Below are 13,487 nucleotides of genomic sequence, written 5' to 3'. Positions count from 1 at the left end.
GAGGGATGGGCGACGATGCCGTGGTCATCGGGGCCGGCATGGCCGGTCTGGCCGCCGCGCGGGTGCTGGCCGACCGGTTCGACCGGGTGACGGTCGTCGATCGGGACCGGCTGCCGCCCGGGCCGGACAGCCGCCGCGGCGTTCCGCAGAGCGCCCACCCGCACGCCCTGCTCGCGGTCGGCCGGGACGCCCTGGAGAAGCTCTTCCCCGGGCTGACCGACGAGCTGCTCGCCCTCGGCGCACGGTGGATCGACGTGGCCCGCGACGCGCACGTCTGGCAGCTCGACGGCTACCGGGTCCGGGTCGACAGTGGCGTCACGATGCTCGCCATGAGCCGGCCGCTGCTGGAGAGCTGTGTGCAGCGGCGGGTGCGGGCGTTGCCGCAGGTGAGCGTGCTCGACGAGACCGCGGTGGGCGGGCTGACCGGCCGGGCCGGCGAGCGGGTCACCGGTGTGACCTTGGCCGGCGGCCGGGAGCGGAAGGCCGAGCTGGTGGTCGATGCCAGCGGTCGCGGCAGCCGCTCCGACCGCTGGCTGCACGACCTCGGCTTTCCGAGCCCACCGGAGTCGGTGATCACCGTACGCGTGCACTACACGACCCGCCTGGTCAGCGGCCGGCCGCAGTGCCTGCCCGGGCCCGGGATGATCGTGCTCGCCGAGAGCCCGCCGGAGCACCAGCGCTACGGCGCCGCGTTCTCCGTCGAGGGCGACCGGTGGCTGGTCACCCTCGGCGGCTTCCACGGCGAGCAGGCCCCCACCGATCCCGAGGGTTACCAGCGCTTCGCCGAGAGCCTGCCGGACGGCACGATCGCCGAGCTGCTGCGTACCGGTGAGCCGTTGACCGACCCGGTCGCCTACACCTATCCGACCAGCCGGCGCCGGCACTTCGAACGGCTGCGGCGGATACCGGCGGGGTACGTGGCCATGGGCGACGCGCTGTGCAGCTTCAATCCCGTGTACGGGCACGGCATGACGGTGGCCGCGCTGGAGGCGGTCACGCTGGCGGAGTGTCTCGATCGGCACCGCGCTTCCGAGGTGGCGATGGCGCGTGACTTCTACCGCCGCAGCGCGAAGCCGATCGCCGTCGCCTGGGAGATGGCTGCCACGACCGACTTCGCCTATCCCGGCACCCAGGGTCCCAAGCCCCGCGGGCTGGCCCTGACGCACTGGTACCAGCGGCAGATCTTCCGGGCCACCCATGTCTCGCCGGAGGTCATCCGGCAGGTCGTACGGGTGCAGCACCTGCTCGCGCCCGGGTCCGCGCTGCTCCGGCCGGCCATGGTCGTCAAGGTCCTCCGCGCCGCCCGTCGTGATCGGAAGGTGGCGGGCAGCTCTGCGGCCTCAGGGTCGATCCTCTAGATTCAGCGGATGGCTTTGCTGCACCGAGCGGATCTGACCCCGACCAAGCTTGAGCTGCTGGCGGGCTGGCTGCCCGGCCGCCCGTGGTTCGCCGGCCCGCCGGAGGGCGAGGTGACCCGGGTCTCGGCCTTCCGCTTCGACGACCCGGCCGGCGCGGTCGGCGTGGAGACGATGCTGGTCCGCGCCGGTGACGGCCCGGTCCTGCAGGTCCCGGTCACGTATCGCGACGCACCCCTGGACGGCGCCGAGGAGTGGCTGATCGGCACGACCGAGCACTCGGCCCTGGGCCGCCGCTGGGTCTACGACGCCTGTTGCGACCCGGTCTACGCCGCGGTGCTGGCGCGGGTGATCCACGCCGGCGGCACCCAGGCGGAGGAGTACTTCGAGGTCGACGGCCGGCGTGAGACCCGTGCGCCGGCCATGACCGTCAGCGGCAGCGGGACCGGGGATGCCCCGGTCCCGGCCGCCGGCACCGTGCACCGGGTCGTCGACGAGGACCCGACGGTGATCGTGACGGACGACGTGGAGCTGGCCGTGCTGCGCCGCGTCGGCACCAGCCAGCGGGTCACCGGCCCGGTGCTGACCGGCATGTGGGGCGACGAGCCGCTACCCGTACCGCTGGCCTACGCCACCCCGCGGCATTGACGGGTGCGGCGGGTCACTGAGCCGCTGCCCGGTCGCCGGTCACCTGTAGCAGTCGCAGCGGGATCGCGTCCGCCATGGCCTGCATCCCGGCGTCGTTGGGGTGCAGGTGATCGCCGCTGTCGTAGCGGGCAAGGATGCGCAATGGCTGCGCCGGGTCCCGGACGGCCCAGTCGAAGTCGATCACGCCGTCGTACTCGCCGCTGGTGCGGATCCACCGATTGACCGCGGTCCGCTTGGCCTCGTTCTCCGCGCTGTAGTAGCCGGTGATCGTGGTGTCCTGGAACGGCGTCATGGTGGCGCCGATGATCCGCAGGCCGCGTTCGTGGGCCCGGGCGATCAGCTGCCGGTAGCCGGCGATCAACTCGTCGACAGTTACGGCCTCGGACGGTGGGGCGATCGAGGTCGGCTGGCCGATGTCGTTGATGCCGAGCAGCACGATCACCGCGCGGGCGCCCGGCTGGGCGAGCACGTCACGGTCGAAGCGGCTCAGCGCGCTGTCGCCGAAGAGTGGCCCGAGCCCCCCGAATACCGGGTCGGGGAGCGTGTTGCCGTCGTACAGCAGGCGGTTGCCGCCGATGCCTTTGTTGAGCACGCCCAGGTGCCGCAGCGAGGCCTGCCCCTGCAACCGGCGGGCCAGGTAGTCGGGCCAGCGGTGGTTGGCGTCGACCGTGGTGATCGCGCCGTCGGTGATGGAGTCGCCGAACGCCACGACCGAGGCCGCTCGCGGCGGGGTGGCGACGCTGACGCCGGAGAGGAAGTGCCAGGACGTCATGGTCGTGGCGCCGGTCAGGGCGGGGGAGCGGGTGACGTTGCCGGCCGCGAGGTAGTTGGTCTGGAACGCGGAGCCGTGCACGGTCGCGGCAGCGGTGCGCTGCGGCAGGTGGATGCTCACCACAAGATCGGAGAGCGCCGGTACGGGCAGAGCCACGGGATCGCTGAGCGCGGGCGCACCGGGCGGGATGCTGAACGAGGAGCGCCCGCCGAAGGTGAGCCTGCGGTCGGTGCCGGCCAGCAGCTGGGAACCGCCGGCACTGCGGGCCACCCGCGCCTCGCCGATTACCAGCCGCTCGGTGCCGTACTCGTTGGACAGCCGCACCCGCAGGGACCGGCCCGCGATGCTGGTGTGCACGATCTGGCGCAGGGTCTGGTTCTCGAACACGGTCTGCGGCATCGGTGGGGTGGCCGCGCCGGTCACGGCCGTGCTCCAGGTGCCGGTCCAGGCGGCCGGCCGGTCGGCCGCGACGGCCGAGCCGGTCAGGGTGAGGGTCGCGACGCCGAACGTGGCGATCGCGGTGGCGCACAGGCGCCGGAGTCGCAGGGATGCAGTCATCGTCGACCTCCGTTCCGGACCAGCCCAGCTCAGCCCGGCGGAGGTGTCAAGACATCGACGAACATCAAGTTCTGGCACTCGCCGCCAGGGCGGCGGTCAGCTGGTCCGACCAGGCGCGGACCACCCGGGCCCGGCGGCGGGAGTCGTCGGTGAGCACGTCGGCCAGGGCCAGGCCCCGGGCCAGATCCAGGGTGGCCTGGATGAGACCGCGGACGGCCGGGTCGGTGTCGTCGACCCGCAGCAGTCGTACGGCCCGCCGGTGCACGCCGCGGGCGAAGTGCCGTTCCAGCGGGACCACCGCGGCCCGCAGCTCGGGGTCGGCGGCGGCCACGGTCCAGACCTGCAGCGCGGCCCGGAACAACTCGCCGCCGATCGCGTCGACCAGGCCCGTCACCACGGCGTGCACCCGGTCCGGGCTCGAACCCCCAGGGTCCGGCAGAGCGTCGAGCAGGGCCGCCCGCTCCTCGAACATGGCCTCCAGCGCGGCCAGGATGAGCGCCTCTCGGGTCCGGAAGTGGTGTTGGACGGCCCCGCGGCTGATGCCGGCCTCGGCGGCGATGAAGGCCACCGTGGAGGTCTCCCACCCGTGCCGCGCCAGGCTCCGGATGGTCGTCTCCAGCAAGCGCCGGCGAGTCTCCCGGGAGCGGTCCTGCTTGGGAGCCGAGTCGTCAGCCATCCGTGGTTACCACCGCCAGCGGCGTGCCCTGGCTGACCTGCCGGCCCAGCGGGACCGGCAGCTCCGTCACCGTGCCGTCCGCCGGGGCGCGCACCACGTGCTCCATCTTCATCGCCTCCAGCCAGATCAGCGCCTGGCCGGCCACGACGGCCTCGCCGATCCGCACGTCCGTGCGCACCACCGTGCCAGGCATCGGCGCGACCAGGGCACCGGCCGGCAGCTGGGCCGACGGGTCGGTGAAGCGCGGCACCCGGCGCAGCTCCAGCGAGCCCTGCGGCCCGTCGACGACCACGCGGTCGGCGAAGCGGCCCACCGTCCACCGGCGGCGGACACCGTCGAGGTCGAGCACCACGGCGTCGGCGCCGGCGTCGACCAGGGCGACGTCGTCCCGGCCCGCCACCTCCAGGCCGTCGCGGCCGAAGCGGTACCGCACCTCGATCTCGGTGTCGCCGGCGGTGTAGATGCGGCTGCGGTAGCCGACCGGGATGTTGCGGAAACCGCGGGCCAGCAGCGGCACCAGCGCGGCGTCGGACAGCGCCGCGACCAGGGCGCCGAGAGCCGGGTCCAGCCCGGTCCCGGCGGTCAGCTCAGCCGGCGGGTGGGCGGTGTAGAAGCCGGTCCCGGCGGTGCCGGCCAGGAACTGCGGGTGCAGCAGGCTCGCGACCAGCAGGTCACGGTTGGTGGCCACCCCGTGCACCCGCGAGCGGCGCAGGGCGGCGGCCAGCTGCCGGGCCGCGGCTTCCCGGGTCGACGCGTACGCGATGACCTTCGCCAGCATGCCGTCGTAGTGGGTGCCGACGACGCTGCCGTCCACCACCCCGGAGTCGAGGCGGAGGCCGTCCAGGCTCGCTCGTTCGAAACGGGCCGTCACGCCGGGGACGTCGAAGGTGACCACGGTGCCGGTCTCGGGGCGCCAGTCGTCGGCGGGGCTCTCGGCGTACAGGCGGGCCTCGACGGCGTAGCCGGTCATCGCCGGCTCCGCACCGCTGAGCCGGCGGCCCGCCGCGACGTCGAGTTGCAGGCCGACCACGTCGGTGCCGGTGACGCACTCGGTGACCGGGTGCTCGACCTGCAGGCGGGTGTTCATCTCCAGGAACCAGAAGTCGCCGTTGCCGGCGGCGATGAACTCCACCGTGCCCGCGCCGCGGTAGCCGACCGCGGCCGCGGCCTGCCGGCCCGCCGCGAGCAGGCGTTCGCGCAGGTCACCGCCGATCCGCTCGACGAGCGGGGCGGGGGCTTCCTCGATCACCTTCTGGTGCCGGCGTTGCAGGGAGCACTCGCGTTCGCCGAGCGCCCAGACGGTGCCGTGGGCGTCGGCCATGATCTGCACCTCGATGTGGTGCCCCTCGTCCAGGTACCGCTCGCAGAAGACGGTGGGATCGCCGAACGCGGCGCCGGCCTCGCGGGCCGCGGACGCGACGGCCGCGGGCAGCTCGGTCAGGGTGCGCACGATCCGCATGCCGCGCCCGCCGCCGCCGGCCGACGCCTTGACCAGTACGGGCAGCTCGGCCTCGGTGACGGCGTCCGGTTCGAGCAGGTCGAGCACGCTCAGGCCGGCCGCCGCCATCCGGCGCTTGGACTCGATCTTGGAGCCCATCACCTCGATCGCCGCCGGATCCGGGCCGATCCAGGTCAGGCCCGCCTCCTGCACCGCGCGGGCGAAGCCGGCGTTCTCGGCCAGGAAGCCGTAGCCGGGGTGGATGGCGTCGGCGCCGGCCCGGTGGGCCGCCGCGATGATGAGATCACCGCGCAGGTACGTGTCGGTGGGCGTCGAGCCGGGCAGGCGTACGGCGCTGTCCGCCTCCCGCACGTGCGGGCTGTCCGCGTCGGGATCGGAGAAGACGGCCACGGTCGCGAGGCCACGACGCCGGCAGGTGGTGAAGATGCGCCGGGCGATCTCACCGCGGTTGGCGACCAGAACGGCGTGGAAAGTCATGCTGCTCACATCCGGAAGACGCCGAAGGCGTCGGTGCCCGACACCGGCGCGGTGTGGATGGCGGACAGGGCGATGCCCAGCACGTCACGGGTGTCGCGGGGGTCGATGATCCCGTCGTCGTAGACCAGCCCGGACAGCACCATCGGCATCGCCTCGGCGGTGATCTGCCGCTCGATCGCCTGCCGCATCAGCTGCGCGGCGTCCTCGTCGAAGGGCCGGCCCTGGGCCAGCGCGGAGGCCCGGGACACCATGGTGCTCACGTCGGCGAGCTGCTGGGCCCCCATCACCGCGGACCGCGCGCTGGGCCAGGCGAAGACGAACCGGGGATCGTAGGCGCGGCCGCACATGCCGTAGTGGCCGGCGCCGTACGAGTTGCCGATGAGCAGCGAGATGTGCGGGACGGTCGAGTTGGACACCGCGTTGATCATCATGGCGCCGTGTTTGATGATGCCGCCCTGCTCGTACTCCGCGCCGACCATGTAGCCGGTCGTGTTGTGCAGGAACAGCAGCGGCGTGTGCGAGCGGTTGGCGAGTTGGATGAACTGGGCCGCCTTCTGCGCCTCGGCGCTGAACAGCACACCGCGGGCGTTGGCCATGATGCCGACCGGGTAGCCGTGCAGCTGCGCCCAGCCGGTCACCAGCGAGCTGCCGTACAGCGGTTTGACCTCGTCGAAGTCGCTGTCGTCGACGATCCGGGCGATGACCTCACGCGGGTCGAAGGGCGCCTTGAGGCCGGGCGGGACGATCGACAGCAGCTCCTCGGCCGCGTACCGCGGGGGTTGTGGGGTGGCCGTGACCGGGCCGGCCGCCTTGCGCCAGTTGAGCCGCGCGACAATGCGCCGCCCGATCCGGATGGCGTCCTGCTCGTCGTGCGCGAAGTGGTCGGCGAGGCCGGACACCCGGGCGTGCATCTCGGCGCCGCCGAGCGACTCGTCGTCGGACTCCTCGCCGGTGGCCGCCTTGACCAGCGGCGGACCGGCCAGGAAGACCTTCGAGCGCCGCTCGATCAGCACCACATGGTCACTCATCCCGGGCAGGTACGCGCCGCCGGCCGTCGAGTTGCCGAAGACCAGCGCGATCGTCGGGATGCCGGCCGCGGACAGCCGGGTGAGGTTGCGGAAGACCGCGCCGCCGGGGACGAAGACCTCCTTCTGGGTGGGCAGGTCCGCACCCCCGGACTCGACCAGCGAGATCACCGGCAGCCGGTTGTGCAGGGCAACCTCGTGCATCCGCAGCGTCTTGCGCAGCGACCACGGGTTGCTGGCGCCGCCCTTGACCGTCGGATCGTTGGCGATCAGCAGGCACTCGACCCCGCTGACCACGCCGATCCCGGCGACGACGCTGCCGCCGACCGTGAACGACGAGCCGTAGCCGGCCAGCGCGGCCAGCTCCAGGAACGGCGAGTCCTCGTCGAGCAGCAGCTCGATCCGCTCCCGGGCGGTCATCTTCCCCCGGGCGTGGTGCCGGGCCACCGCCTTCTCGCCCCCGCCGGCCACCGCCCGGGCGGTCTCGGCCGTGATCTCGGCGAGCGCGTCCAGCATCGCCTCCCGGGCGGCCCGGGCCTCGTCGGTGGCGGGTTCGAGCGTGGACCGCAGGACGGTCACAGTTCCTCCCGGTCGGTCAGCAGTGCTACGGGAATCTCGACGTGCCGGGACCGCAGCCACTCGCCGAGGCCCTTGGCCTGCGGATCGAAGCGGGCGTTGTAGGCGACGCCCGCGCCGAGGAGCCCCTCGACGACGACGTTGACGGCCCGGATGCCCGGGAGCCGGGTGATCCGGATCGGCAGCGCGGCGGTCTCGGGGAGCAGCTCCCGGATGGTCTGCTCGGTGATCAGGGCGGCCAGCCACGGGTATGCGTCGTCGTCGCGCACCCAGAGGCCGATGTTGGCGTTGCCACCCTTGTCGCCCGAGCGCGCCCCGGCCAGCGTGCCCAGCGGCATCCGCCGGGTCGGCCCGGCTCCGACACCGGGCCCGGGATCAGCTCCTGGTTCGTCGGGCGCACCCCGGATCTCGGGGCCGCCGGGTGCCGGCGGCTCGATCGGCGCGCGGCCGGCCGGTCCTGCGGTGGCGGTGACCTGCGGTCCGCCGGCATGCGGCCGGAGCGCCAGGGTGACCGGCGGCGGCTCGATCGATTCCACCGCGCCGTCGGGGCGGACGACCTCGTGCGCCGGGACGGCCTGGGGGACAAAACCCGCCGCGAAGACGCCGTAAGGCTGGGCGCCGGCCGGCGGGGTGGTGCTGAAGAAGCCGGGGTACGACGAGAGTGCCAGCTCGACCGCGGCCTTGCTGAACGCGCGGCCCGCCACCTTCTCGTCCGGATCCCGGGCGACGACGGTGAGCAGGGCGGACGCCTGCTGCTGGGTGGCCGCGTCGGCGGTGTCGAGCCGGGCCAGGCTCCAGGTCACCTCGGCCGGCGCGGTGCCCGGGGCGGCCTCGAACTGGCGGCGGAACAGCGCCGCCTTGGCCTCGATGTCCAGCCCGGTCAGCACGACGGTCAGCTCGTTGCGGTAGCCGCCGACGGTGGTGCACGAGACCTTCAGGTCAGGTGGAGGTGCCTCACCGCGTACTCCGGTGATCTCGACCCGGTCCGGGCCGGCCTGGCGCAGCGACACCGTGTCGAGCCGGGTGGTGACGTCCGGGCCGGCGTAGCGCGCATCGTCCACTTCGTACACCAGCTGGGCCGTGACCGTGCCGACGGTGACCGCCCCGCCGGTGCCGGGGTGCTTGGTGATGACGCTGGAGCCGTCCGGGTGCAGCTCGGCGATCGGGAAGCCGGGCCGCAGCGGGTCGTCGAGCTCGGTGAAGAACGCGTAGTTGCCTCCGGTGGCCTGGGCGCCGCACTCGATGACGTGACCGGCGACCGTGGCCCCGGCGAGCGCGTCGAGGTCGCCGCGCTCCCAGCCGAAGTGGGCGATCGCGGGCCCGACGGTCAGCGAGGCGTCGGTGACCCGCCCGGTCACCACGACATCGGCGCCGGCGGTGAGCGCCCGGGCGATGCCGAAAGCGCCGAGGTACGCGTGTGCCCCGAGCGGCGTGCCCAGGCCCAGCTCGCCGGCTCGGGGGGTGAGGTCGTCACCGCGTACCAGAGCGACCCGGGCCGGTGTCCCCAGCTCGCGGATCGCGGCCACCAGAGCGGGCGGGTTGACGCCGCCCGCGTTGGCGACGATCCGCACGCCGCGCTCCAGCGCCAGCTTCAGGCACTCGCGAAGCTGCAGCAGGAACGTCTTGGCATAGCCGGTCGCCGGGTCTCGCGCGCGGTCCCGGCCGAGGATCAGCATGGTCAGCTCGGCCAGGTAGTCGCCGGTGAGCACGTCCAGCTCGCCGCCGGTGAGCATCTCGCGCATGGCTGAGAGCCGGTCGCCGTAGAACCCGGAACAGTTGCCGACGCGCAGCATCTCGGGCCTCATGCCGACCGACCCTGGCACAGGTTCAAAAAACAAGCAAGCGCGCTTGTTTCTGCCGGGTGCCCTTCGCTAGCGTCGGCCCATGCGCCTCAACGAGGACCACCGCGCCTTCCGGGACAGCGTCCGCCGGTTCGTCGACACCGAGGTCAACCCGCACGTCGACGCCTGGGAGGCGGCCGGCCGGGTGCCCCTGCACGACCTGCTGCCCAAGGCCGCGTCCCTCGGCCTGCTCGGCCTCGAATACGACGAGGCCTACGGCGGCGAGGGCGCCGACGCGAGCTTCCAGCTGGTCGCGGCCGAGGAGTACGGCCGGATGCACGCCACCGGGGTCGGAATGGCCATCGGCGTCCAGGCGATGATGGCCACCCCCTCGCTGCACGATTACGGTTCACCTGAACTGAAGCAGCGTTACCTCACCCCGGCCATCGCCGGCACCGCGGTCACGTCGATCGCCGTGACCGAACCGGACACCGGCTCCGACGTGGCCCAGCTGCGCACCCGAGCGGTCCGCGACGGCGACGACTGGGTCATCACCGGGCGGAAGGCGTACATCACCAACGGCGCCCAGGCCGACTGGCTCTGCCTGCTGGCGCGCACGTCGGACGAGGGCGGCTACCGGGGCATGTCCCAGATCGTCGTGCCCACGGACCTGCCCGGCTTCAGCGTGGCCCGCACGTTCGACAAACTCGGCAACCGCTGCTCGGACACGGCGGAGCTGGTGCTGGACCAGGTGCGCGTACCGGTCACCAACACGATCGGCGAGGTCGGGCGGGGCTTCCAGCAGCAGATGCGGCAGTTCGTGACCGAGCGGATGTTCGCCGCGTACACCACGGTCGGTGGCTGCCAGTACGCCCTGGACCGTACGCGCCGCTTCGTCCTGGACCGGCAGGTCTTCGGCCGTCCACTTGCCGACCGGCAGTACGTGGCGTTCCGCCTGACCGAGCTTCAGGCTGAGGTGGACCTCCTGCGCAGCCACAATCTCGTGACGTGCGAGGCGCTGATGGCCGGCGAGGACATCACCCGGATGGCAACGGTGGCGAAGTTGAAGGCGGGGCGGCTGGTGCGGGAGGTGGCGGACTGGTGCCTGCAGTTCCACGGGGGGATGGGGTATCTGGAGGACAACTGGACGGCTCGGCTGTTCCGCGATACGCGGCTGACGTCGATCGGGGCTGGGGCGGATGAGGTGATGTTGCAGGTGCTGGCTCGGCTCGACGGGCTGCCGGCCTGAGCGGCTGTCAGATCGGCTGGCCGTCCGGACCCATGACGTAACCGAACTGGGCGAGTGAGCCGGCCCGGTCGATCTCGTCCAAGGTCTCGGCGGCGAAAACGGTCATCGGGGAATCGCCGGCCCGGTTTCGCCAACCGGCCATGCGGACCGACTTGTACTCGAGGTTGACCTCGCCGTTCTCGGTGTGGAAGCCGCCGCCGCGCTCGAACATGCCGATCAGCGGCTCGAACGGATCCTCCAGGCCAGGGGGATACTCGAATCCCGGCGTGGCACTCAGCGCGGCCCAGTGCAGGATGAACGGAACCACCTGCCGGATGTCCCACCCGCTGGACTTCACCTTCTCCAGCAACTCGTCGACCACGCCCTGCTGAGCGCGCACGTTCGGATCCACACACAGGGCGATGTCGAAGAACGGCACTCTCGTGTCGCACTCGTAGGCCGCCGCCCACCGGGCTGCCCGCCGGAAGTACTCCTTGAGCAGGGCGGCCTTCGACCAGGCCTTGTCGCCATGGCGCTCCCAGTCGATGGCGCTCAGGCGGACGGCCACGGCCTGCACGGCTTCGTCGGGTGTCATCGGCCCAATCCTCGCAGAGCCGCGTCGACGACCTCATCGAGGTTCGACAGATCGTCGGCCATCTGCAGGCCGGAGCCGTCGAGGCCGAACACGCGCCAGTGGTCCAAGGGGGCGTTGGGCCGCCACTCGTTGGGCGCCAGATCGTGAGCACCCGGATGGTCGCGGTTGATGATGGGGTCGCCGTCGGCATCGAAAGCATCCGGATGGGAAGACCGGTAGGGCAGGCCCGCTTCCATGAGTCTGTTCTCCACGTACTCGTGGGCGGCGAGGTTCCGGAAAGCCGCCATGTCGTCCGGGCTGAGCGTGCCCTGAGTGGCGCCGTCCCAGAGGTCGGCGATGCGCTCGACCGGGGTGAAGTAGCCGCGCTCGACCTGGTTCGGAACCAGCGAGACGTCGTGTTGCTGGACGAACAGATTCTGGCGCATCCGCTCGATGACCCCTTCGTCGATCCCGGTGTTCGCCGCGGCGAGCGGAGTGTCGTCCGCGCTGCCCCGGATGCGCCGGTACGCATCGGCCGCCCGGTCCGAGAAGCCGTCGCCGGGGTCGATGAAGTCTGAGCCACGCGGGAAGTCGGGCCGGAACTCGCTCGGGTCGGTGCGGGCCAGGGCCCGGTTGCGGCCGCTAAGGTCCGAGAAGATGCCGGCCAGGTCGTCCAGCTTGGTGCTGAGCCTGCGCAGGCTGCTGAGCAGGCCCCGGACGAAGTGCTGGATCCGGTTGACCCACTTGGCCACGAGGGTGGCGACCTGGCCGATGACCACCGGCGTGGCGATGCCCAGCGTCAGTCCGGGCCTCGGCAAGCCACTGCGGCAGGCGGGCGGCGAGCGTACCGATGAACTCCGCGATCAGGTCGCGGACGATGCCCCGGACCAGCGCGACCAGCAGGCCCGCGCCCTCCACGGCGTAGGAGATGCCCTGGGCCGCCGTGGCGAGTCCCTCCAGCACCTGTAGCTGTATGCCGGCGTGCGCGCGGTACGCGTCACCGGAGGCGCCGAACCAGCCGGACACCTCGGTGCGGAGGCGGTCGGCGTACTGCTGGCGGGCCTCGTCCGTGAAAGCCGCGACGTTCGACCAGGTGGCGGCGTGTGCGGCGACCTCGTCGGCGTTACCGGCGAGCCAGTCGAGGGCGTCCTTGAGGGGTTGGACGTGCTCCATCAGCCAGGCGACACCCCAGGAGACCAGCGTGCCCAGCGGGTCGACCGCGAGGGAGAGCATGTCCAGCGACGCGCCGACGCCGCCGAGTGTGCCGTCGACCCAGCTGTTGTCACGGATGCCGTCGGTGATGGCGGCGGCATCCTCCACCAGGCCGAGGCCGGTGTACCAGGTCGTCGAGTCGTGGCTCTGCGCCACTAGCGGGTTGGCGCTCACAGGGGCAGTTCGAGGTGCTTGCCCGCCGCGCGTACCCCGTGGGCGGCCGACTCGTCGGTGGCCGTCGTGCTGCTGACGACGGCCCGGAGGTTGCCCGCGGTCTCTCTCAAGGCGTCCTCGGCGTCGTCGAGAGCGCCGATCGCCAGGGCGAAGACCGGACTCAGCAACGTGGGCAGGAACTGGCAGAGCTGCCCGTAGGCCTGTGTGTCCATGGTGACCTCGTGCACCGCTGACCGGCCCTGCCGGACAGCGTCCGCGATCCCGTCGACGCTGCCGGCGTGCCCGCGTACGGCATCAGCCGGGAACTGGATCTCCTCACCGGGCATGGCTGTCCCGCGGGTCGTCGTCACCGGGCCCGCCCGGCGGTTCCGGGAACCGCTCCGCGTAAGAGTGGATCACCGCGCGGCCGGTCTCGGTGTCGGCGCCGACGGTCTGCTCCACCTGGGCGGCGACGCGGGCGGCGAGCTGCGCCTGGGCGCGGCGGATCAGGCTCATGATTTCCCGGCTGAGCTGTGCACCGGTCAGCTGGCCCGGCCGGTCCTCGATGTCCAGGCGTTCAAGCTGGCCGGCCGACCCGACGGCGACGGAGATGGACCCGTCGCGGCTCGTTGCCTCCCCGGTCAGAGTGGCGACCCGGCGCGACAGCTCCACGGCCCGCGCGGCGTTCGCATCGACGCCGGCCGCCCAGGTCTCCAGCCATTCCTCGGCCGAATCGATATCTCTCATGACATAGCCCCCCGATCTGCCGAACCCTAGGTCGATGGCTGCGACGCCGCAACCCCGTCACCCAGCGCTTCCACGGGCCGGATCCTGGACGCCCGATCGGGCAGGAAGAGATGCCCTCCCAGATGCCTGACCGGATGCTGCGCCGGCGGGCTGACGCCGGGACGCTCAGAGGATGACGGGCGCACGTCAGACGGCCGAGGGTGCGCGGGCTCAGGTGAGCGACGCCCTCGCCGCCGGCCGGCAGCG

At 72.4% G+C, this 13,487-nt stretch carries 12 protein-coding genes; 3 read left to right on the top strand and 9 right to left on the bottom strand.

Annotated elements, in window-relative coordinates; all coding sequences use genetic code 11:
• Positions 1-5 precede the first annotated feature (5 nt).
• Both ACQP2Y_RS32435 and ACQP2Y_RS32430 read left to right on the top strand, forming a co-directional pair.
• Positions 6-1,358 (top strand): FAD-dependent oxidoreductase, encoded by a 1,353-nt coding sequence (locus tag ACQP2Y_RS32435; RefSeq protein ID WP_433719352.1) that lies wholly within the window; start codon positions 6-8, stop codon positions 1,356-1,358.
• 9 nt (positions 1,359-1,367) lie between these two features.
• A complete protein-coding gene (locus tag ACQP2Y_RS32430) occupies positions 1,368-2,003 on the top strand; it encodes a CG0192-related protein (RefSeq protein WP_433719349.1) in 636 nt (211 codons plus the stop codon).
• Positions 2,004-2,016: 13 nt separating this feature from the next.
• On the opposite strand, the gene ACQP2Y_RS32425 is transcribed toward ACQP2Y_RS32430, so the two are convergent.
• The 5 genes from ACQP2Y_RS32425 to ACQP2Y_RS32405 all read right to left on the bottom strand — a co-directional run bounded on the left by ACQP2Y_RS32425 (position 2,017) and on the right by ACQP2Y_RS32405 (position 9,351).
• On the bottom strand, positions 2,017-3,333 hold the full coding sequence (locus ACQP2Y_RS32425; RefSeq protein ID WP_433719347.1) for an SGNH/GDSL hydrolase family protein: 1,317 nt from the start codon (positions 3,331-3,333) through the stop codon (positions 2,017-2,019).
• Between the two features lie 64 nt (positions 3,334-3,397).
• On the bottom strand, positions 3,398-4,009 hold the full coding sequence (locus ACQP2Y_RS32420; RefSeq protein ID WP_433719345.1) for a TetR/AcrR family transcriptional regulator: 612 nt from the start codon (positions 4,007-4,009) through the stop codon (positions 3,398-3,400).
• Entirely contained in the window at positions 4,002-5,945 is a 1,944-nt protein-coding gene (locus ACQP2Y_RS32415) for a biotin carboxylase N-terminal domain-containing protein (protein ID WP_433719342.1), read from the bottom strand. The genes ACQP2Y_RS32420 and ACQP2Y_RS32415 overlap by 8 nt, the downstream gene beginning before the upstream one ends.
• Before the next feature lie 5 nt (positions 5,946-5,950).
• A complete protein-coding gene (locus ACQP2Y_RS32410; RefSeq protein ID WP_433719340.1) occupies positions 5,951-7,549 on the bottom strand; it encodes an acyl-CoA carboxylase subunit beta in 1,599 nt (532 codons plus the stop codon).
• Positions 7,546-9,351: an acyclic terpene utilization AtuA family protein gene (locus tag ACQP2Y_RS32405; RefSeq protein ID WP_433719337.1), complete on the bottom strand. Its 1,806-nt coding sequence runs from the start codon at positions 9,349-9,351 to the stop codon at positions 7,546-7,548. The genes ACQP2Y_RS32410 and ACQP2Y_RS32405 overlap by 4 nt, the downstream gene beginning before the upstream one ends.
• A gap of 79 nt (positions 9,352-9,430) precedes the next feature.
• Between ACQP2Y_RS32405 and ACQP2Y_RS32400 the strand changes: the two genes are divergently transcribed.
• A complete protein-coding gene (locus tag ACQP2Y_RS32400; RefSeq protein ID WP_433719335.1) occupies positions 9,431-10,576 on the top strand; it encodes an acyl-CoA dehydrogenase family protein in 1,146 nt (381 codons plus the stop codon).
• Positions 10,577-10,583: 7 nt separating this feature from the next.
• Here ACQP2Y_RS32400 and ACQP2Y_RS32395 read toward each other — a convergent pair whose 3' ends face one another.
• The 4 genes from ACQP2Y_RS32395 to ACQP2Y_RS32380 all read right to left on the bottom strand — a co-directional run bounded on the left by ACQP2Y_RS32395 (position 10,584) and on the right by ACQP2Y_RS32380 (position 13,241).
• Positions 10,584-11,150 (bottom strand): hypothetical protein, encoded by a 567-nt coding sequence (locus tag ACQP2Y_RS32395; protein WP_433719334.1) that lies wholly within the window; start codon positions 11,148-11,150, stop codon positions 10,584-10,586.
• Positions 11,147-11,908, bottom strand: coding sequence for a hypothetical protein (locus ACQP2Y_RS32390; RefSeq protein WP_433719332.1), 762 nt, complete (start codon positions 11,906-11,908; stop codon positions 11,147-11,149). Before ACQP2Y_RS32390 ends, ACQP2Y_RS32395 begins: the two co-directional genes overlap by 4 nt.
• A 603-nt stretch (positions 11,909-12,511) precedes the next feature.
• Positions 12,512-12,841: a hypothetical protein gene (locus ACQP2Y_RS32385; protein ID WP_433719330.1), complete on the bottom strand. Its 330-nt coding sequence runs from the start codon at positions 12,839-12,841 to the stop codon at positions 12,512-12,514.
• The gene (locus ACQP2Y_RS32380; RefSeq protein WP_433719327.1) at positions 12,831-13,241 is read right to left on the bottom strand and encodes a YbaB/EbfC family nucleoid-associated protein; all 411 of its coding nucleotides are present in this window, start codon (positions 13,239-13,241) and stop codon (positions 12,831-12,833) included. The genes ACQP2Y_RS32385 and ACQP2Y_RS32380 overlap by 11 nt, the downstream gene beginning before the upstream one ends.
• Positions 13,242-13,487 lie beyond the last annotated feature (246 nt).

Origin of the sequence: Actinoplanes sp. CA-051413 (assembly GCF_050955795.1) — a bacterium.
GTDB lineage: Bacteria > Actinomycetota > Actinomycetes > Mycobacteriales > Micromonosporaceae > Actinoplanes.
Note: the sequence above shows the minus strand (reverse complement) of the source record. Positions and strands in the feature narration are given on the sequence as shown.

Excerpts from the sequence above, each read along its gene's own strand:
- ACQP2Y_RS32435 (WP_433719352.1), top strand. The coding sequence starts at position 6 with ATGGGCGACGATGCCGTGGTCATCGGGGCCGGCATGGCCGGTCTGGCC.
- ACQP2Y_RS32430 (WP_433719349.1), top strand. The coding sequence starts at position 1,368 with ATGGCTTTGCTGCACCGAGCGGATCTGACCCCGACCAAGCTTGAGCTG.
- ACQP2Y_RS32425 (WP_433719347.1), bottom strand. The coding sequence starts at position 3,333 with ATGACTGCATCCCTGCGACTCCGGCGCCTGTGCGCCACCGCGATCGCC.
- ACQP2Y_RS32420 (WP_433719345.1), bottom strand. The coding sequence starts at position 4,009 with ATGGCTGACGACTCGGCTCCCAAGCAGGACCGCTCCCGGGAGACTCGC.
- ACQP2Y_RS32415 (WP_433719342.1), bottom strand. The coding sequence starts at position 5,945 with ATGACTTTCCACGCCGTTCTGGTCGCCAACCGCGGTGAGATCGCCCGG.
- ACQP2Y_RS32405 (WP_433719337.1), bottom strand. The coding sequence starts at position 9,351 with ATGAGGCCCGAGATGCTGCGCGTCGGCAACTGTTCCGGGTTCTACGGC.
- ACQP2Y_RS32400 (WP_433719335.1), top strand. The coding sequence starts at position 9,431 with ATGCGCCTCAACGAGGACCACCGCGCCTTCCGGGACAGCGTCCGCCGG.
- ACQP2Y_RS32395 (WP_433719334.1), bottom strand. The coding sequence starts at position 11,150 with ATGACACCCGACGAAGCCGTGCAGGCCGTGGCCGTCCGCCTGAGCGCC.
- ACQP2Y_RS32385 (WP_433719330.1), bottom strand. The coding sequence starts at position 12,841 with ATGCCCGGTGAGGAGATCCAGTTCCCGGCTGATGCCGTACGCGGGCAC.
- ACQP2Y_RS32380 (WP_433719327.1), bottom strand. The coding sequence starts at position 13,241 with ATGAGAGATATCGATTCGGCCGAGGAATGGCTGGAGACCTGGGCGGCC.